This window comes from Thermanaeromonas sp. DSM 22490 (assembly GCF_056378755.1).
In genome coordinates, this window is the sequence record NZ_JBJHHE010000003.1 from 121,760 (window position 1) to 140,521 (window position 18,762).

Genomic DNA, 18,762 nt, shown 5'->3' on the forward strand with positions numbered 1-18,762 from the left:
GGGTAACAATACAGAGGAGTCTTAACACTGAAAAGCATAAATGGCAGGGAGCCTTTAACGAGTAGAGGTTGGATATACTATTAAAGCGGTAGGGCAATAATAAAATTAAACTTACCTGCCCACCAAGCTATGGAAAGCGAACCTGTAGTGATATCTCTAGCTATGTAAAATTACGGAGCTAGCCAAGGTGTTGGGGTTAATAATTGGGACGTTGGCAATTGTAACCGGGTCTTGGTTGATGGTTAATCGATTTGGGACAAAATCGATTACTGATCGCTTGCTAGCGGCTGGGGTGTTATCCCTGTCCGCCCAGGTGTTGATCCTTCTTTTGCTTGGTGCCGGTTTAAGGCAGCTTAACCGCTGGACTGTTTTATTTGCAGCTCTGGCCTGGCTGGGCCTGGGTATATTAGTTCATGGCGGGTTAGAGTTCAAAATAAAAAAACCTCCTCAAATCTTTGGCCCGATTTCCCACCACCACGTCCTGCTAACAGTTGTCGGCTTCATCCTGGTCCTTAGCCTGGCGGCCTTGTTTGTAGGCTGGATTTATCTTCCACCTTTTGCCTGGGATGAAATCTGGTATCATCTTACTCCCATGGCCGCCTGGATTAAACAGGGCGCAATTACTAGGTTGCCTGAGGCCAGTCTGTGGCAAGATTATGATCCCAGTAGGGTTGATCCCAATCAATTGGCCTTGGATTTCAGTGTGGCCTACAACTGGGCCAATGCTTATCCTCTCAACGCTGAGCTCAGTGCCCTATGGAGCATGATTCTAATTGGTAACGATCTCCTGGCCGATGCTGCCCAGCTTCCCTATGTTTTAATTGGTGCCCTCACCACCTTTGGCCTGAGCAAACTAGCCGGCGCCCGTAGGGAATCCTCGATCCTGGCTGCCATGCTTTTCCTATTAACGCCCATGGTTTTGATACAACTGCGGGTAGCCTATGTGGATGCCGCCTTTGGTTCCATGGTAGCCACCGCAATCTACATGCTGTTAAGGTGGCAGGAGCAGCGTAGCCTTGGCTATGCCCTGATTTTGGGTTTGGTTTTAGGGCTGATGATGGGCATCAAATCCCCAGGCCTTGCTTTCGCTGGCCTTTTTGCCCTGGCCGCTCTGGGCTATGGCTTATGGCAATACCGGCGCGGGCAACTATGTGGCCGTGCGCTGGGGTTGCAGGCAGCGGTGGCCTTTTTAGGTCTGTTGTCCACCGGATCTTTTTGGTACCTACGTACTTGGTGGTTTTACGGCAATCCTATCTATCCCGTTCAAGTCAAGTTATGGGGCTGGGAGCTACCTGGTATGGGTAGTGTCTCTCAGCTCTTTATGCACCATAACACACCCGCCGTCTACCAGGGCCGTAATATCATACTCAATATTCTTTGTTCGTGGCTAGAACTGGGTGATGAATCGTATAACTATTATTCCCGTACCCGTGGGCTGGGTCCGGTTTGGGCGTCCCTTGCCCTTCCAGCCCTATTACCTTTTACGCTTTACGCCTTGCGCCGCCGTCATGCTCCAGGACTCTGGATGACTGGTCTAACAGTTCTGCTCTTAGCCATCCAACCGGCCGCCTGGTGGCCCCGTTACATAATTTATGTAGTACCGATAGGACTGGCGGCCTTCGCCTGGGTGTATGACCGTCTCCATACTAGGATAATGAAGATCATAGTGGTGTCTATATTAATCCTTAATCTGGTAGTAGCCACGGGTTTGACCCTGACAGAAACCTTAGATAAGCTCCCCATGGCTCTACGGCTGGATAGTACCCACCGCACCTTTGGTCGGATATACTTTAAAGATTATGCCTGGGTGGACGATTTACCACCTAGCCGCATAGGCTATACGCCCATGGCCTGGATTTATCCCCTTTACGGCGGCCTGCGCCATGAAGTACATTTGGTAGACGGCAATTCGGCTGCCTCCTGGCGTGAGGCCATCCAGCGCCATGGAGTAGATTTTGTCGTTGTAAATCAGCGCTTCGGCGATTACGAACACTGGGCACATTTACTACCTGATTTATTGGCTCTTTATATGCGAGGGGAACAAATCAGTGTCTATCAGGTCAAGCGGTAACTAGATCCCTGCTCGGATTGTTGCCAGGTATAAATTCAAACAGGGGGAAAGAACTGGCTTAAGGCAGGCGATTAATTGTGCTTATAAGAATATTTAGTACTAACAGTTTGTGAGATAAGTGAAAAAAATAATTTGTTTGAAGCAGAAGGATTTCTCCTTTCAACGGCGAATATTATATTTAGCAAACAGTTGTAAGCGCTTCCAATGGAGTGAAATATTTTGACCACTATTTACGACGTGGCCAAAGCGGCAGGTGTATCTATAGCTACTGTCTCGCGGGTGATTAACGGTTACCCCTTTGTAGCGGAAAAGACGAGGGAAAAGGTTTTGCAGGCCATGCACGAGCTAAATTATGCTCCCAACTTGCTGGCTGCAGCACTTATGAAGAAAAATACTTATACGGTAGGCCTGCTTATTCCCGATATTTCTAACCCCTTTTTTGCGGAGATAACGCGAGGGGTAGAGGATACAGCCAATAAATTCGGTTTTAATATAATCATATGCAATACTGATAATGATCCAGAAAAAGAGACTAAATACGTCAACCTTCTTTTACAGAAAAGTGTAGATGGCATAATTTTTGCTACCTCAGAAATAGTCAACCAAAATATTTTGATGTTAAAAGAAAAGCAATTTCCTATAGTGTTAATTGCCCGTGAAGTCGAAGGCGTTGAAGTAGATGTTGTTCTAGCCAACAATTTTCAAGGGGCTTATGAAGGTGTTAAATACTTAATCAGCTTGGGCCACCGCACCATTGCCTTTGTAGGAGAGCCATTAAACATCAAGTCCACCCGAGAGCGCCAGGCAGGGTATGAAACGGCTTTACAAGAAGCCGGCTTACCGGTAGAAGAGGGGTTAATCATAACTGGCCTTAAAACCTTGGAAGATGCCTTTGAGGTGGTGAAGGCTTTTTATCCCCAAGCGAGGCCCTCGGCCATTTTCGCTGCTAACGATGTGCTGGCCATAGGGGTAATAAGAGCACTGAAAGAATTGGGCCTAAGTATCCCCCAGGAGGTTTCGGTTCTGGGTTTCGATAATACGGTATTTGCTGCTATTGCTGAACCCCCTTTAACTAGTGTGGCCCAGCCGATGCGTCAGATGGGCAAGATGGCCATGACGAGATTGATAAATAGAATACGCAATAAGGAAGAGATAGCAAAGAAAATAATATTGCCGACCAAATTAGTAGTGAGAAGCTCTACTAAGTCTTATGGCGGGTAAGGGAGTGGTCTTAAAATGCAGCAACCCTTCCTGGTGCTTAAAGGAATCTGTAAGCGCTTTCCGGGAGTAGTGGCTTTAGATAACGTTGATTTAGATATTTATCCCGGAGAAATTCACGTGCTGCTAGGAGAAAATGGGGCAGGCAAGTCTACTTTAATCAAGATTTTAACCGGCGCTTACCAAAAGGACGCCGGGCAGATCATTATTGATGGAAAAGAGGCAAATATTAGAAACCCCAGAGAAGCTCTGCAACTAGGTATTTCGTGCATTTACCAAGAATTAAATCTAATTCCTCATTTAAGTGTGGCAGAAAACATTTTTCTGGGCCGGGAACCCCAGAGCATTCTCGCCTTGAGGGTTATAAATTTAAAAGAGCGCTATGTTAGGAGCGCCGCCCTACTTAAGGAGCTAGGTTGCCAGGTTTCCCCTAATGCTAAAGTTAAAGATTTAGGGCTGGGCAAGCAGCAAATGGTAGAGATAGCCAAAGCCCTTTCTCTAAATGCTCGACTGGTGATCATGGATGAGCCTACTTCGAGCTTAAGCGAGAAGGAAGTAGCCGAGCTTTTCCGGGTAGTCAGGCAGTTAAAAGAAAAGGGTATAGCCATAATCTTTGTATCCCACAAGCTAGAGGAGATACGCCAAATTGCTGACCGGGTTACGGTGCTAAGGGACGGCCGGAAAGTGGCCACTTTGCAGCGGGGAGAGTTTGACATTGAAGAATTGATTAAGTTGATGGTCGGCAGGACCCTGAAGGAGAAATTTCCCAAGATTAGCGTCCAGCGCGGCCAGGAGGCTTTGCGGGTAGATGATATATGGACAGATACGGGATTAAAAGGGGTTAGCTTTTCAGCCTATGAAGGTGAGGTCTTAGGAATCGCTGGGCTGGTTGGGGCGGGAAGGACGGAACTCGCGCGGGCCATTTTCGGGGTCGACCCTTTACGTAAAGGCAGCATCTTCATTTACGGGCATAGGATAGATATAAAATGCCCGGAGAACGCTATTCGATGCGGACTGGCCTTTTTGACGGAGGACAGGAAGACCCAGGGCCTTATCCTGGGAGAAAGTTTGGCCTTCAATATCACCTTGGCGGGACTTAAGCAATTTAGACGGTGGGGCTGGCTAGATATAAGGCGGCAATTTAAGGCTGCCGAACAGCTAGCCCGGGAGCTTAAAGTGAAGCCCCTAGATGTACGGAGAAAAGCGCGGGAACTCAGCGGGGGTAACCAGCAAAAGGTGGTTCTGGCTAAGTGGTTATGCACCCGAGCTAAAATCTTCATCTTCGACGAGCCTACCCGGGGTATTGATGTGGGGGCTAAAGTAGAGGTATATAACCTCATAAACCAACTGCTCCAAAATGGTGCGGCCGTTATAATGATTTCCTCCGAGTTGCCCGAAATACTGGGCATGAGCGACCGCATCTTGGTGATGAGTGAGGGGCGGATTACCGGGGAGTTTTTAAGGGAAGAAGCCACTCAAGAAAAGATAATGAGGGCGGCAACGGGAGGTTATTAAAGATGCTTAAAACAGTTAGCGAAAAAGCGGTTAAGGAGCCGGACATCCAGGCAGAAGGTAAGAACTGGAAGGACTTGCTATATAGCCTGGGTGCCTTATTGGGGCTGATCCTCTTAAGTGCCGTATTAACCGTATTATCACCTGACTTTTTGACCCTCAATAACCTGATGAACATTGCCCGTCAGTCGGCTATAAACAGTCTTATCTCTGTAGGGATGCTCCTTACAATCTTGACAGCAGGGATCGACCTCTCTGTGGGTTCAGTCCTGGCCCTGTCCACCGTGGTAATGGCTATCCTTATTGTAAAGTTACATGTAAGCCCTTTCATAGGAGTATTGGCAGGTCTGTCCCTGGGCGCTTTTTTGGGCTTTATGAACGGCATTTTGCTTACTAAATTACATCTCCCCCATCCCTTTATCTCCACCTTGGGCACCATGAATATTGCCCGGGGATTAGCATTAATTGTCACCGGTGCTACTCCTATCTCGGGCTTCCCCTTTTCCGTTCAGTTCTTGGGGGCTGCCTTTTGGGGACCTATCCCAGTTAGCTTTATCCTGGTCCTCGTAGTATTCATCATCTTTCACCTCTTCCTTACACGTACCACTACGGGCCGCTACATCTACGCCGTAGGCGGTAACCCTGAGGCAGCACGGTTATCAGGTGTCCCGGTAGAAAAGGTTCTGGTGATAGTTTATACCCTAAGCGGTTTTATGGCAGCCGTGGCGGGGCTGGTGCTGATAGGCCGGGTCAATGCGGCCTATCCCTTGGCCGGCCTGGGGTATGAGCTAGATGCCATCGCAGCAGTGATTATTGGCGGGGCTAGTTTCTTCGGAGGGGTAGGTACTGTGTGGGGCACCCTGGTGGGAGCCCTTATTATGGCTGTTCTGCGCAACGGGTTAAACTTACTGGGAGTTTCTGCTGATCTCCAGACTGTGGCTATAGGCGCTGTTATTATCGGCGCTGTCTATGTCGATGTGTTGCGCCAGCGGGCGATAAATAAAGGGAGGAGGTGAGGCAAGTAAGTAGAGCTTAAGGTCCTTACATCAATTTTTCCCCAATTACTACTTTCACTAAAATTTTAAAGGAGGTCTGCTTCGTGCGTAGGAAGTTGTTGGCCATTGTCCTTTTGGTAGCAGCCATGGTTTTCGTATTGGCTGGCTGTGGCGGTAGCAAAGGGCAGAGTTCCCAAGGCGGCGGGAAGGAGGCGTCTAAGCAGGAGACACAGGCCAGCGGCAAAATTCGGGTAGCTGTTATAGTAAAAGCCCTCAATAGCGATTACTGGCATTTGGTGGAGGCTGGAGCTAAAGATGCAGGGGCTAAATTAGGGGTAGATGTTACCGTATTAGGGCCTGCTGCGGAGACCCAAGTAACCGAACAGGTATCTATGATTGAGGACCAGATTACCAAGAAAGTATCTGCTCTAGCTGTAGCTCCCAGCCAGCCCAGCTCGGCCATACCTGCCTTTGAGCGGGCTAAGGCCCAAAAGATACCGGTAGTTTTAATAGATACCGATGCTCCCTGGCAGGACAAGGTCTCCTTCGTAGGTACTGGTAACTACGTAGGCGGTAAGCAAGCGGGTGAATTTTTGGCCCAAAAGTTGGGTAAGGGCGCCAAGATAGCTATCCTTCGCGGTGCTTTGGGCGATCCGACTCATGACGAGCGGGCCAACGGTGCAGTAGAAGTTCTTAAAGCTCAAGGATTAGAAGTGGTTACCATCCAGCCGGCCAACAGCGAACGCCAGATGGGTATGTCAGTAATGGAGAATATCCTCCAGGCCAATCCGGATATTCAGGGCGTATTTGCCACCAATGATGAAATGGCTTTAGGCGCCTTAAGGGCTATTGAGGCGGCCAAAAAGAACATCATAGTGGTAGGCTTTGACGGTTCACCTGATGCCTTGAAGTCGATTAAAGAGGGCAAGCTCACCGCTTCCATAGCGCAGAACCCGTACAATATTGGCTATATGGGTGTAGAGGCTGCTGTAAAGGCTGCTAAAGGGGAAAGCGTAGAGAAGAGGATCGATACGGGTACTAAGGTTATAACTAAGGAAAATGTGCAGGAAGAGATGGACAAGTTGGCCAAGATCTTGGGCAAGAAATAAAAAACTTTTGGCTGATCACTGCCACAGTCCTGGATCTTTCCAGGATTGTGGCGGTTTTCAACAATTCTCTTGAAAGCGCTTACCAAAAGGCTGAACACTAAGCCCTAAACAATCCAAAGGAGGTAGTTACTTTCATGTCCACCATGCGTTGCGTAGTTCTCCATGCCGACTGGGATCCCCGGCCAGGCTTCAAGCTGGGGGCTAAAGACATCGAGGGGAAGCAGACCTACTTGGGTAGCCGAGTGTGGCGGAACCCCAGGGTAGTTATTGAAGAGAAGGAAATACCCAAACCGGGCCCGGGTGAGGTGGTGATCGAGGTAAAGGCTTGCGGTATCTGTGGTAGCGATGTGCATATGGCCCAGCCGGATGAGGAAGGGTATATCCTTTACCCAGGGCTTACAGGTTTTCCCGTGGTATTAGGACATGAAATCTCCGGGGTAGTGGTAGAGGCAGGTCCAGGAGCTTATGATAAGCGGACCAATAAGCCCTTCAAGGGTGGCGAAGAAGTGTGCACCGAAGAGATGGTATGGTGCGGTTCCTGCCAGCCTTGCGCCGATGGCTATCCCAATCATTGTGAACGGCTGGATGAGCTGGGATTCAACGTAGATGGTGGGTTTGCCAAGTATGTGAAGGTACCAGCTCGCTTGGTATGGAGCTTGGAGCCTTTGAAATCCCGGTATAAGGGTTTGGATCTGTTCCTGGCGGGAAGCTTAGTAGAACCCACCTCTGTAGCCTATAACGCCGTGATAGAGAGGAGCGGTGGCGGTATAAGGCCTGGCGATAACGTGGTTATCTGTGGAGGAGGACCAGTAGGCATTGCCGCCTGCGCTATACTGAAACGTCAGGGTGCGGCCAGGGTGATTTTGTCGGAGCCTGAGCCAGCCAGGGCCGAGCTGGGCCTCAAAATGGGAGCTGATTATGTCATAAATCCTCTAAAAGAGGACTTTGTACAAAGGGTATTGGAGCTGACTGACGGGTATGGAGCAGCCCTCTATTTGGAGGCCACTGGACTGCCGACTGTAGTATATCCCCAGATCGAGCAAGTGGTCTGGGAAGGCAGAACCCTAAATGCCAGGGTGATTGTCGTGGCCAGGGCGGACGCCAAGATGCCGGTTACCGGCGAGGTGCTCCAGGTGAGGCGGGCCCAGATTATAGGTGCTCAAGGTCATTCCGGCCATGGCACCTTCCCGCGGGTTATCGAGAGCATGGCCGCTGGCATGGACATGACGCCCATGATCACCAAGAAGATAAAGCTCGAGGAAGTCCCGGAAAACCTGGTGTCGCTGCGGACGGATAGGAAGGAATGCAAGATAACCTGTGTTATGGAATAGGTAAGTGAGAAGGAGATGCTGGGGCGCCGGACTCCCAATCCGGCGCACCCGCACCCCGGCATGGGTCATATTTCAGGAAGTATCAGCAGCTTTAGGGAGGAGTTGATAAATTTATGGAGCAGAAGGCAGTTAAGGGCTGGCTTTTGACTGAGCACCCGGCCATTGTCTTTGAAGACAATACCGTGGGCCGGCTCAAGAAACAAATCTGGGATGCCTCAGAAGAAGAGATCGATGCTATCTTAAAAGAGTACGAGATCCCTTCGGAACCTGAGCTGGGCAAACCCGGCACGTATATCCAGAATACTCCCCGGGCTAAGGTAATTGAAAAACGCAAGAAGAACGATATCGTCTTTGTACCTATCGGCTGTACGGAAAATCACGGCCTTCACGCTAACAGCGGTTTGGATACCTTCATGGTAACCCAGATTTTGGAAGGTGTGCGCCGCTATACAGCCAAGCAGGGAAGGGAAGTGAGCCTGGCCTTCCCACCTTTGAATTATGGTGGGCACCCCTATCACCATGTGGGTATGCCGGGAACGGTCATTATGCCCAAGGAAGTGGTAGAGGAAACTATTATATATACTATGCTGGGCCTCTGGAATGACGGGTTCCGTAAGATTATCCTGGTTAACAACCACGGTCATTTATGGATGCTCGAATCCGCTATCCATGAGTTTATGAAGAGGTTCCACCTGCCAGGTATTTTCCAGGTAGTGGACTGGCACCGGGCTATCAGGGAATTCTTCTTCCCCGTGGAGAGGGAAGACAGCCTGGAGACTCATTTTGTCCACGCTGACGAAGCAGAGACTTCCATAGCTCTTCTTCTTTTCCCAGGTATGATAGATATGAGCGTGGTGGAGGACGCCCAAGGGGAAAGTTTCCTGCCCGTCGGTCATTTCGATACGGCCGTGGATCCCTTCAGGCGCCCCCATCGGTGGTCCGAAGGCGAAGGACATATGGCCATCGAGCGGGCGGCTACTCCCCAGGGAGTGGTGGGCAAACCCAGCCTGGCTTCTGCCAAGAAGGCTAAGCGGCCTGTAGCGGCAATTTTAAAATACCTTACTCTGTTACACGACCAGATACTGGAAGCCTTTCCGCCCGGTACTGTGCCGCCGGTAGAGAAGGTAACCTTGCGAACCGAGGAAGAAATGCGGCCTTTCCTGAAAGAGCCTTTGAGCGAAGGCTGGAAGTCTGTGTATGAAATGCCCCTGATAGGGCCCTTCCACAAGCTGTAATCTTGCTGCCTCCAGTACCAGGGAGGCTGGCGCTATCCATAAGGAGCCGGCGCCAGCCTCCGGGCAACTGGATGTTTCAGAGAAATCAACTTTTAAGCCAGGGGGAAGGCAATGTATGGCTAAGAAGATAAAAGTGGGTCTTATCGGCGCTGGCCGCATCGGGAGGGTACATGCGGAAAATATACGGTTTAATGTCCCGGACGCGGAAATCGTGGCTGTAGCCGATCTTTATAGCGATAGGATAAAAGATTGGGCCTATAGTCTGGGTATCAAGCACGTTTTTAGCGACAGTCAAAAGATCATGGAAGAGGAAGCCATCGATGCTGTCTTAATCTGCTCTTCCACGGATACCCACTCGGCCTTGATAATACAGGCTGCGCGGGCTGGCAAGCACATCTTCTGCGAAAAGCCCATAGATTTCGACTTAAAGCGGATCGAAGAAGCCCTGAAGGAGGTGGAAAAGGCAGGGGTCAAGCTCCAAATTGGCTTTCAGCGCCGTTTTGACCCTAGCTTTAAAAAAGCTTATGACCTGATAGGCCAAGGGAAGATCGGCGATATACGTGTTATAAAGATAACCTCCCGGGATCCTGCACCTCCTCCCCTGGAGTATATAAAAGTCTCTGGCGGGCTCTTCCTGGATATGACCATTCACGACTTCGACATGGTCAGATACCTGTCGCGGAGCGAAGTGACAGAGGTGTATGCCGCAGGTGGGGTGATGGTGGATAAAGCTATTGGTGAAGTGGGAGATATCGATACGGCCATTGTTACCTTAAAATTTGCTAACGGCGCCCTGGGAGTCATCGATAATAGCCGCCAATCTGTTTATGGTTATGACCAGCGGATAGAGGTTTTGGGGTCTAAGGGGTGTATACTGGTAGGAAATGATCCTCTAACCCATACGATTTTAAGCACGGAAGAGGGCTTCCTAAGCGACAAACTCCAAAACTTCTTTATCGAAAGGTACCGGGAGGCTTATATAGAAGAAATAAAAGTCTTTGTAGACTGTCTACTAAACGATAAAGAACCGCCCGTTACAGGTATTGACGGCTTGCAGCCAGTACTTATTGGCCTGGCGGCTAATAGGTCTTTGGCCGAAGGCAGGCCCATCCCCATAAATTCCCCCTCTGGTGGAGGTTTATAAGAAATGAAAATAAGCCTATCCATCGCCCAAAATGTTCCTGAATCTGCCCCCTTTGTCCTGAGGGGGCCTTATGTTGATAGCCTTAGAAAGGCTGCTGCCCTGGGATATGATGCTGTAGAGATCCACGTAAGAGACCCTCGGGAACTGGAGATAGAACAGATTTTAAAGGTTTGCCGGGAGGAAGGGCTGACTGTCTCCACTCTGGGGACGGGGTTAGGATATGTGATGGATAAATTAAGCCTTACCCACCCAGACGCCCAGGTAAGGCAGGAAGCGGTAAAGCGGCTGTTAGGCCATATTCAGGTAGCCTCCTTTTTGGGAGCTGGGGTAATAATCGGATCCATGAGGGGGGTGATTGGCGAAACCAGACAGTTTAAGAAATATGAAGGATATGCAGTAGAAGGTTTAGGGATTTGCCTCGAAAAGGCTAAAGAATGCAGGGTGAAACTTTTCTTAGAAGCCATTAATCGCTACGAGACCAATTTCATGAATACGGCAGAAGAGGTGCTAGATTTCCTGGCCCGGTTTAATTCGCCTTACCTGAAGCTCCATCTGGATACCTTCCACATGAATATTGAAGAAGCAGATTTTAGCGAGAGCATAAAAAAGGCGGGGGAAGCCCTGGGCCATGTTCATTTTGCGGATAGCAACAGGCTTTACCCGGGTCGGGGACATATCGATTTTAAAGAAATAATCATTGCTTTAAGGGACATTGCTTATAACGGGTATATCGCCCTGGAGTGTTTGCCCTATCCTTCTCCTGAAGAAGCGGCAGCGGGGGCTTTAAAATATATTAAAAGATTGCTGGCGGGAATCTAGTACGGAAAGGTCATTGGTTGGTTTCACGGCGTCCCGACCCGCAAGAAGCAGCCACCCACCATGGATCTTAGAAAATAGGATTCTAGAAGGGAGGAGAAAAAAGTGCGGGCGTTGAATAAAACCCTGCTGTACAATAACTTTCCTTTTCCCCCTAACCTTAAAGTAGGCTCTGATAGCTCTAGTTTTCCGGAGCGGGTAATCCAGTTTGGCGAAGGTAATTTTTTACGAGCCTTTGTAGACTGGATGATTCACCGGCTAAACCAAGAAGGTTTATTTAAGGGCCGTGTGGTAGTGGTCCAGCCTTTGCCCCAGGGCCTGGTAGAAAAGTTAAACCAGCAAGACGGCCTCTATACTCTCTTCTTATACGGTTACCGGGAAGGTAAAGTAATAGAACATAGAGAGATAATAACTTCCGTCAGCCGGGGACTTAACCCGTATAAAGAATGGGATGCTGTACTGGAATGCGCCACCAACCCTGAAATCCAGTTTATTATTTCCAACACCACAGAAGCCGGTATCGCCTATGACCCTGGAGACAACTTAGATTTTAAGCCTCCCCGTTCTTTCCCCGGTAAACTGACGGCTTTTCTCTACCAGCGATACCAACACTTTAATGGTAATCCCGATAAAGGAGTGATCCTTCTTCCCTGTGAACTTATCGACCGTAACGGGGATAACCTCAAGAGAATAGTTTTGCAGTTGGCCGAGGAGTGGGGACTATCACCCGGCTTCCGGGAATGGATTGACAAATCCAACCTTTTTCTCAACACTCTCGTTGATCGCGTAGTACCTGGTTACCCTCGCGACAAAGCCGTTCAGCTAAGCCAAGAGCTGGGTTATCAGGACGACCTGATGGTAGTGGGAGAGCTCTTTCATCTCTGGGTGATTGAAGGCCCAGCTTGGGTAAAAGATAAATTGCCTTTCCACCGGGCCGGGCTCAACGTCGTCTGGACCGATGACCTCACACCTTATCGCACCAGGAAGGTTCGCGTTTTAAATGGAATTCACACGACTACGGCTGCACCCGCCTTTTTGTGGGGGATTGATACAGTAAGGGAAGCAGTGGAACACCCTCTCTTGGGCCGTTTCATGCAGGAGACCATTTTTAAGGAGATCCTTCCTTCCTTAGAAGGCGACCCCGATGTGCTCCGAGATTTTGCTGAAGAAGTCCTGGAACGCTTTCATAATCCTTATATTGTCCACTACTGGCAGAGCATCCTCCTCAATACTACGGCTAAATATAAAACCCGGGTTTTGCCCTCTATCCTGGACTATATTGACCGGAAACGGTCCTTACCTTCAAGGTTAATTTTCTCCCTGGCGGCCCTAGCGTTTTTGTTCAAGGATGGACAAGTACAGGATCGGAACTTCTTGGGACACCGCGGGAAGGGTAGCTTTACCCTGGAAGATGACCCGGAGGCTCTGGCTTTCTGGCAGGCCGCCTGGCAGAGATACCGGGGGACGGCTGAAAGTACAAAAGAGGTGGCAAATTTTATTCTCCGCCGGGAGAGAATTTGGGGCCAGGACTTAACTACTATTGCCGGCCTCACCCAGCTTTTGGCTCAGCATCTAGAAACGATTATAAACCAGGGAATTGAGCGAGCCCTGGAAAAAGTCTTAAACTGAGAGTGAGGAGAATATGAATAAGGTTTTACAGTTGAATGAAAAGGATAATGTGGCCGTAGCCTTAACCCTTATTCCTGCAGGTGAGAGGGTCACGGTAAGCGGGTACGAGATCTGTTTGCAGGAAGCCATTAAGGCCGGGCACAAGTTTGCCCTAGCAGATATACGGGCAGGAACAGACATCATAAAATACGGTTTTCCCATTGGCAGGGCTACAGTTCCCATTCAGCGAGGTCAATGGGTGCACAGCCACAATTTGCAGAGCAAGCTTGAAAGCCTCCAGGAGTACAGTTACCGGCCCCTAGCTTCAGTTGTGCCCCCGGAAGAAGAGGCAATCTTTTTCCCGGGCTTCCGGCGGAACGACGGCCAGGTGGGAGTGCGCAACGAAATCTGGATTATACCGACAGTAGGTTGCGTTAACCAGCTGGCAGAGAATCTGGCTCGCCTGGCACAGGAGCGTTTGGGTGACATTCCCGGAGTGGATGGCTTTTATGCCCTTAAGCACCCCTATGGCTGTTCCCAATTGGGGGAAGACCATCGCAATACTCAGCGGCTACTGGCTTCTTTATGCCTTCACCCCAACGCCGGCGGTGTATTGGTGTTAGGGCTGGGCTGCGAGAACAACAACCTTCATGAGTTCCAACAGGTAATAGGGGAAAAGGATACCAGGCGGATTAGATTCTTAGTAGCCCAGGAAGCGGAAGATGAACTGGCCCAGGGTCTAACACTTCTACAAGAACTGGCAGAGTATGCGTCTACTTTCCGGCGCCAACTTTGCCCGGTGGGTGAGCTTAAAATAGGCCTTAAGTGCGGCGGGTCGGATGCCTTCTCGGGTATCACCGCCAATCCGCTGGTGGGGAAGGTGGCCGACCGGCTGGTGGCCTGCGGGGGAACAGCAGTCCTTACCGAAGTACCGGAGATGTTCGGTGCAGAAACGATACTTATGGGTAGGGCTAGGGACCAGGGGGTTTTTCAGCAAATAGTGGAATTAATCAATGGCTGGAAAAAATATTATTTAGATCACGGCCAGCCAGTGTACGAGAACCCCTCACCCGGCAACAAAGAAGGAGGAATCACCACTCTGGAAGAAAAATCCCTGGGCTGCGTGCAGAAGGGGGGCACGGCTCCGGTGGTAGACGTGCTGGCCTACGGGGAAAGATGCCAGAAAAAGGGCCTTAACCTTTTGAGTGCGCCGGGTAACGATCTGGTATCCTCCACAGCCCTGGCAGCGGCCGGCTGCCAGTTAATCCTTTTTACCACCGGCCGGGGGACACCCCTGGGCACCTGCGTGCCCACTCTGAAAATCTCTTCCAATAGCCAGCTCTATCAGCGCAAAAAGGCCTGGATAGATTTTGATGCGGGTCCCCTATTGACGGGGAAAACCTTGGACCAATTAACAGAGGAGCTGTGGGAGCTTATTATGGCGGTGGCTGCGGGTCGGAAGCGCACTTGCAACGAAGAGATGGGTTCCCGGGAAATAGCTATTTTTAAAACGGGAGTTACTTTGTGACGTCGTCCCTCAATGAATTAAAGGCATTCTGGCAGACTTGACAACAAAAATTGCGATTTAGGGGGTGGAGATAAGAGGGATTTGGCCAGCCGTGGCGAATTATTATCATATAGTAAACCATAGTTTTATAATATGAACCAGAGGTGATTTAACCACATGAAAAAGCTACAGACCATGCAGCGTATTATCCAGTGCGGTATTGTGGCGGTCGTGCGGGCGGAGAACCCTGAACAGGCGTTGCAAATTGCGGAGGCGGTCAAGGCCGGAGGGGTGGAGGCCATTGAGATCACCATGACGGTACCGGGGGCGGTAGAGGTCATACGCGAGCTGGCCGCCACTTACCGGAAGGGGGAAATTCTCATTGGGGCGGGCACCGTGCTGGATGCGGAGACGGCCCGGCTGGCCATACTGGCCGGAGCGGAATTTTTGGTGAGCCCCAGCCTAAATGTGGATATGGTCAAGATGTGCAACCGCTACCAGAAGGTGAGCATGCCGGGAGCCATGTCCATACGCGAAGTGGTGGAGGTTATGGAAGCAGGTGGGGATTTTGTTAAATTCTTCCCCGGGAGCGTTTTTGGACCGGAAGTAATTAAAGCTATTAAAGGCCCTCTGCCGCAAGCACCCCTTATTCCTACGGGTGGAGTTAACCTGGAAAATGTAGCGGAATGGATTAAGGCTGGCTGCGAGGCGGTAGGTGTGGGAGGAGAGCTGACCAAAGGAGCTAAAACTGGGAACTATGCACTGGTAACGGAGACGGCCAGGAAGTTTGTAGAGGCTATAAGAAAGGCGCGCCAGCAAGCTGCTTCCTGACCTGAAATATCCCCGGTTTTCGCTGGGGGAGGCCTGCTTGAGCTGGGAGCGGGCTAAAGCCAGGCAGGTCTGGGTTCAACAGTGGGGGGAAATCTTACTGATCAAGGAGGTTAGCCGAAATGGCTAAAGTGGTAACCTTCGGTGAAATTATGCTGCGGCTTTCGCCGCCCGGGTATAGCCGGCTGGTGCAGACAGATTCTCTAGACGTTACCTACGGTGGAGGAGAAGCCAATGTAGCCGTTTCTATAGCCAACTACGGCGGCGAAGCCGTTTTTGTCACCAAAGTACCGGCCAACCCTTTAGGCCAGGCGGCCATAAACCATTTGCGCCGTTACGGGGTAGATACGCGCTATATCTTGCGCGGGGGCGAACGGCTGGGCATTTACTTTCTGGAAATGGGGGCTTCTCAGCGGCCGTCCAAAGTAATGTATGACCGAAAAGGTTCTAGCATTTCCCAGGTACAGCCAGGAGAATTTCCCTGGGAAGAGATCTTGCGAGGTGCCGACTGGTTCCACTTTACCGGCATTACCCCGGCTTTAGGGGATAATGTGGCGGCGGTAACTTTAGAAGCGGTTCAGACGGCCAAGAAATTAGGCCTTACGGTGAGCTGTGATTTAAATTATCGCAAAAACTTATGGTCTCCGGAAAAGGCCCAGGCTACTATGACCACACTTATGGCTTATGTGGATATAGCCATTGGCAACGAAGAAGATGCGGAGAAAGTTTTCGGTATTAAAGCGCCCGCTTCGGATGTAACTGCCGGCCAGATCAGTGAAGAAGGATACCGGCAGGTAGCAGCAGAGCTGGCCCGCAGGTTTAATTTAAAGATGGTGGCCATAACCTTAAGGGAGAGCTTTTCTGCCTTTGACAACGGCTGGTCTGCTTTGCTTTATGACGGGGAGGAATTTTATCGCTCTCGCCGCTACCAGATCCATATTGTAGATCGGGTAGGGGGAGGGGATGCCTTTGCCGGGGGGTTAATCTATGCTCTGCTGGAGGGCTGGAATGTCCGCGAAGCCCTGGAATTTGCCGTAGCCGCCTCTTGCCTCAAACATACCATTCCCGGCGATTTCAACCATGTAACTCGCGAGGAGGTACAAACTTTGATGAAGGGAGATGCCTCCGGTCGCGTCCAGCGTTAAAAATAGCCGGTATTAAATTGTATTAAAACCCTGGTGCTGTTTTAAATCACCGGCCCAGGGTTTTAATTTTAAGATTGCCTGCAGAGACGAGGTCGCCCTAGAAAAAGATTTTAGAGGAAGAACAAGTGGTATAATTGATTTAGTATCAATGGTTGAGCTAGTGCCTTGACACCATGGTGGTGATGAGCAAAATGTCCGGAAGTGCGGGAACTGTCCAAGCCCTGGAAAGGGCTTTAACCATTCTCGAAACTTTAGCCCAGGAGAAGGAAGGATTGGGCTTAAATGAAGTGGCACGGCGGGTAGGATTGCATAAAAGCACAGTTTATCGCCTGCTCCAAACTTTAAAGGAATATGGCTATGTAGAGCAAGATGCCAGCCATGGCAAATATAACCTGGGGTTAAAGATATTAGAATTAAGCGGAAGAATTCTAGACCGGATGGATGTGCGTACTGTTGCCCATCCCTTTCTAAAAGAGTTAGCAGCTAAAAGCAACGAAGTGGCTCACCTGGTAATTCTGGACGGGGATGAGGCCGTCTATATTGATAAAGTGGAAGGAAACCGGACCATCCGCATGTACTCCCAGATCGGCCGCCGGGTGCCCTTGCATTCTACGGCGGTGGGTAAAGCTATCCTGGCCTATCTTCCCTGGCCGGAGGTACAGGGTTTATTGGCCAGGAAAGGCTTGACCCGTTTTACTTCCCGCACGGTTACCGAGTGGCCGGTATTGGCAGAACAACTGGAAGAGATTCGTCAGAAGGGCTATGCCGTGGATGACGGTGAAAATGAAGAGGGCATTCGCTGTGTAGGAGCGCCCATATTTGATTATCAAAACCGCGTGGTGGCGGCTTTAAGTATTTCCGGACCGGAAGTTCACGTAACGGAGGAGAGGATACCTGAATTGGGAGAGTTAGTGCGCTGGGCTGGCCAGGAAGTCTCCCGGCGCTTGGGTTTTAGGGGAGCGTATCCTTAAAGGCGGGGATAAGCTGGTAAAAATTTTATGTTAACTTACACCTCCCTTTATGGTAACATCAAGATGCCCTTCCTCTAAACTAGCATCTCTGCCTGCCGTAAGGGAATGTCAAGGGGCTTAGCGTATAAAAGGAGGGGTTTCTGGCCGACGGGCCCGAAAGTGAAATTACCAAAAAAGGGAGGAATGTTGACTTTGCGGCGTAAGCGGCTCATTTTATCCCTCGTTGCTTTACTTGTGGCCTTTACCTTCGCCCTTTCCCTGGCGAACCCGGCCGGGGCCGGTACTTCTTACAGCCTAAAGTACATTTACTACCTAAAGACAACCCCAAACTATCAATCTATCCCGGTACAACTTTGGACCTGGTTATTCCGGTGGCTACCGGCACCTGGCCCTGTTCCCACACCTCAGCCAGCACCGGCACCTCAGCCCAAGCCGGCCCCCGCACCTCAACCCCAGCCTGGGCCAGCGCCGGCACCTCAACCAACTCCTAACCCTCCGCAGCCACAACCTGATAACGCCTATAAGCTCCACCAGTATGAACAGCGAGTGGTGGAACTGGTTAACGCCGAGCGGGCCAAAGCCGGCCTTAAGCCCCTGGCCGTGGACTTGCAACTGTCCAAAGCAGCCCGGCTGAAGGCCGAAGATATGCGGGACAAAAACTACTTTAGCCATACTTCTCCTACCTATGGACCCTTCGCAGAAATGTTGAGGAAATTCGGGATTACTTACCGCACGGCAGGGGAGAACATAGCCGCCGGTTATAGGACTCCGGAAGCTGTAGTGGCTGCCTGGATGGGAAGCTCAGGGCACCGGGCTAATATCCTCAATCCTAATTTTACCCACATTGGCGTGGGCTATGCCAGCGGAGGGAGTTACGGCCACTACTGGGCGCAAGAGTTTATAGGAAAATAGGATAAGCTTTACTGGGGTGCGTTTATTGTTAAGCGCACCCTTTTTGTTTTAGTTTATCCTTCCTGCAGGAAAGAAAGAGAGTAATGGCGAATCCAATCCGTGGAACTGGTATATGGAGTGGCGGTGATAAGGTGGCCGTCTACCGGCTCAATGTTTACGGCGAGATGTGCCCCATACCCATCGTGCGCACCAAACTGCGGCTGAAAGGTATGGCTCGGGGGGATATCCTCATTGTAGAAAGCGATCATAGCTGTACTACCCAGGCACTGGTAGATGTGGTACGCAAGATGGGACACCGGGTGGACGTGCGAACTGTGGGCAATGGTCTCTGGGAAATTAGCATTGAAAAATGCTGCTGAC

Annotated in this window: 16 protein-coding genes and 1 pseudogene; 16 read left to right on the forward strand and 1 reads right to left on the reverse strand. The window is 50.4% G+C overall.

The window, feature by feature from the left end:
• Positions 1-238 precede the first annotated feature (238 nt).
• The 14 genes from AC1BI1_RS03470 (at position 239) to AC1BI1_RS03535 (ending at position 17,490) form a co-directional block, all read left to right on the forward strand.
• Positions 239-2,071 (forward strand): ArnT family glycosyltransferase, encoded by a 1,833-nt coding sequence (locus AC1BI1_RS03470; protein WP_476715869.1) that lies wholly within the window; start codon positions 239-241, stop codon positions 2,069-2,071.
• Positions 2,072-2,290: 219 nt separating this feature from the next.
• A complete protein-coding gene (locus AC1BI1_RS03475; RefSeq protein WP_476715870.1) occupies positions 2,291-3,292 on the forward strand; it encodes a LacI family DNA-binding transcriptional regulator in 1,002 nt (333 codons plus the stop codon).
• Between the two features lie 15 nt (positions 3,293-3,307).
• A complete protein-coding gene (locus tag AC1BI1_RS03480) occupies positions 3,308-4,804 on the forward strand; it encodes a sugar ABC transporter ATP-binding protein (protein WP_476715871.1) in 1,497 nt (498 codons plus the stop codon).
• Between the two features lie 2 nt (positions 4,805-4,806).
• Complete coding sequence (locus tag AC1BI1_RS03485) at positions 4,807-5,817, forward strand: ABC transporter permease (RefSeq protein ID WP_476715872.1); 1,011 nt, start codon at positions 4,807-4,809, stop codon at positions 5,815-5,817.
• A 125-nt stretch (positions 5,818-5,942) separates the two neighbouring features.
• Positions 5,943-6,905, forward strand: coding sequence for a sugar ABC transporter substrate-binding protein (locus AC1BI1_RS03490; protein WP_476715990.1), 963 nt, complete (start codon positions 5,943-5,945; stop codon positions 6,903-6,905).
• Positions 6,906-7,048: 143 nt separating this feature from the next.
• Positions 7,049-8,236 carry a scyllo-inosose 3-dehydrogenase gene (iolM, locus tag AC1BI1_RS03495; RefSeq protein ID WP_476715991.1) on the forward strand — a complete coding sequence of 396 codons (1,188 nt, stop codon included), beginning with the start codon at positions 7,049-7,051 and terminating at the stop codon, positions 8,234-8,236.
• Positions 8,237-8,349: 113 nt separating this feature from the next.
• The gene (iolN, locus tag AC1BI1_RS03500) at positions 8,350-9,471 is read left to right on the forward strand and encodes a 3-dehydro-scyllo-inosose hydrolase (RefSeq protein ID WP_476715873.1); all 1,122 of its coding nucleotides are present in this window, start codon (positions 8,350-8,352) and stop codon (positions 9,469-9,471) included.
• 115 nt (positions 9,472-9,586) lie between these two features.
• Entirely contained in the window at positions 9,587-10,615 is a 1,029-nt protein-coding gene (gene iolG, locus AC1BI1_RS03505; protein ID WP_476715874.1) for an inositol 2-dehydrogenase, read from the forward strand.
• Positions 10,616-10,618: 3 nt separating this feature from the next.
• Positions 10,619-11,434, forward strand: a complete 816-nt coding sequence (locus AC1BI1_RS03510) for a TIM barrel protein (protein WP_476715875.1) — start codon at positions 10,619-10,621, stop codon at positions 11,432-11,434.
• Between the two features lie 102 nt (positions 11,435-11,536).
• The gene (locus AC1BI1_RS03515) at positions 11,537-13,060 is read left to right on the forward strand and encodes a tagaturonate reductase (protein ID WP_476715876.1); all 1,524 of its coding nucleotides are present in this window, start codon (positions 11,537-11,539) and stop codon (positions 13,058-13,060) included.
• 13 nt (positions 13,061-13,073) lie between these two features.
• Complete coding sequence (locus tag AC1BI1_RS03520) at positions 13,074-14,567, forward strand: UxaA family hydrolase (protein WP_476715877.1); 1,494 nt, start codon at positions 13,074-13,076, stop codon at positions 14,565-14,567.
• A 156-nt stretch (positions 14,568-14,723) separates the two neighbouring features.
• Complete coding sequence (locus AC1BI1_RS03525) at positions 14,724-15,377, forward strand: bifunctional 4-hydroxy-2-oxoglutarate aldolase/2-dehydro-3-deoxy-phosphogluconate aldolase (RefSeq protein ID WP_476715878.1); 654 nt, start codon at positions 14,724-14,726, stop codon at positions 15,375-15,377.
• Positions 15,378-15,496: 119 nt separating this feature from the next.
• Positions 15,497-16,519, forward strand: coding sequence for a PfkB family carbohydrate kinase (locus tag AC1BI1_RS03530; protein WP_476715879.1), 1,023 nt, complete (start codon positions 15,497-15,499; stop codon positions 16,517-16,519).
• Between the two features lie 191 nt (positions 16,520-16,710).
• Positions 16,711-17,490: an IclR family transcriptional regulator gene (locus AC1BI1_RS03535; RefSeq protein WP_476715880.1), complete on the forward strand. Its 780-nt coding sequence runs from the start codon at positions 16,711-16,713 to the stop codon at positions 17,488-17,490.
• A 337-nt stretch (positions 17,491-17,827) separates the two neighbouring features.
• Here AC1BI1_RS03535 and AC1BI1_RS03540 read toward each other — a convergent pair whose 3' ends face one another.
• Positions 17,828-17,974, reverse strand: a complete 147-nt coding sequence (locus AC1BI1_RS03540) for a hypothetical protein (RefSeq protein ID WP_476715998.1) — start codon at positions 17,972-17,974, stop codon at positions 17,828-17,830.
• 53 nt (positions 17,975-18,027) lie between these two features.
• Between AC1BI1_RS03540 and AC1BI1_RS03545 the strand changes: the two are divergent.
• Positions 18,028-18,402 (forward strand): annotated as a pseudogene (locus AC1BI1_RS03545) (CAP domain-containing protein); the annotation flags it as partial.
• An 83-nt stretch (positions 18,403-18,485) separates the two neighbouring features.
• Positions 18,486-18,761 (forward strand): sulfurtransferase TusA family protein, encoded by a 276-nt coding sequence (locus AC1BI1_RS03550; protein ID WP_476715881.1) that lies wholly within the window; start codon positions 18,486-18,488, stop codon positions 18,759-18,761.
• Position 18,762 lies beyond the last annotated feature (1 nt).

Coding starts and splice junctions, on each gene's coding strand:
- AC1BI1_RS03550 (WP_476715881.1), top strand. CDS start 18,486: ATGGCGAATCCAATCCGTGGAACTGGTATATGGAGTGGCGGTGATAAG.
- AC1BI1_RS03530 (WP_476715879.1), top strand. CDS start 15,497: ATGGCTAAAGTGGTAACCTTCGGTGAAATTATGCTGCGGCTTTCGCCG.
- iolG (WP_476715874.1), top strand. CDS start 9,587: ATGGCTAAGAAGATAAAAGTGGGTCTTATCGGCGCTGGCCGCATCGGG.
- AC1BI1_RS03520 (WP_476715877.1), top strand. CDS start 13,074: ATGAATAAGGTTTTACAGTTGAATGAAAAGGATAATGTGGCCGTAGCC.
- AC1BI1_RS03510 (WP_476715875.1), top strand. CDS start 10,619: ATGAAAATAAGCCTATCCATCGCCCAAAATGTTCCTGAATCTGCCCCC.
- AC1BI1_RS03490 (WP_476715990.1), top strand. CDS start 5,943: ATGGTTTTCGTATTGGCTGGCTGTGGCGGTAGCAAAGGGCAGAGTTCC.
- AC1BI1_RS03480 (WP_476715871.1), top strand. CDS start 3,308: ATGCAGCAACCCTTCCTGGTGCTTAAAGGAATCTGTAAGCGCTTTCCG.
- AC1BI1_RS03470 (WP_476715869.1), top strand. CDS start 239: ATGGTTAATCGATTTGGGACAAAATCGATTACTGATCGCTTGCTAGCG.
- AC1BI1_RS03485 (WP_476715872.1), top strand. CDS start 4,807: ATGCTTAAAACAGTTAGCGAAAAAGCGGTTAAGGAGCCGGACATCCAG.
- AC1BI1_RS03535 (WP_476715880.1), top strand. CDS start 16,711: ATGTCCGGAAGTGCGGGAACTGTCCAAGCCCTGGAAAGGGCTTTAACC.
- iolN (WP_476715873.1), top strand. CDS start 8,350: ATGGAGCAGAAGGCAGTTAAGGGCTGGCTTTTGACTGAGCACCCGGCC.
- iolM (WP_476715991.1), top strand. CDS start 7,049: ATGCGTTGCGTAGTTCTCCATGCCGACTGGGATCCCCGGCCAGGCTTC.
- AC1BI1_RS03525 (WP_476715878.1), top strand. CDS start 14,724: ATGAAAAAGCTACAGACCATGCAGCGTATTATCCAGTGCGGTATTGTG.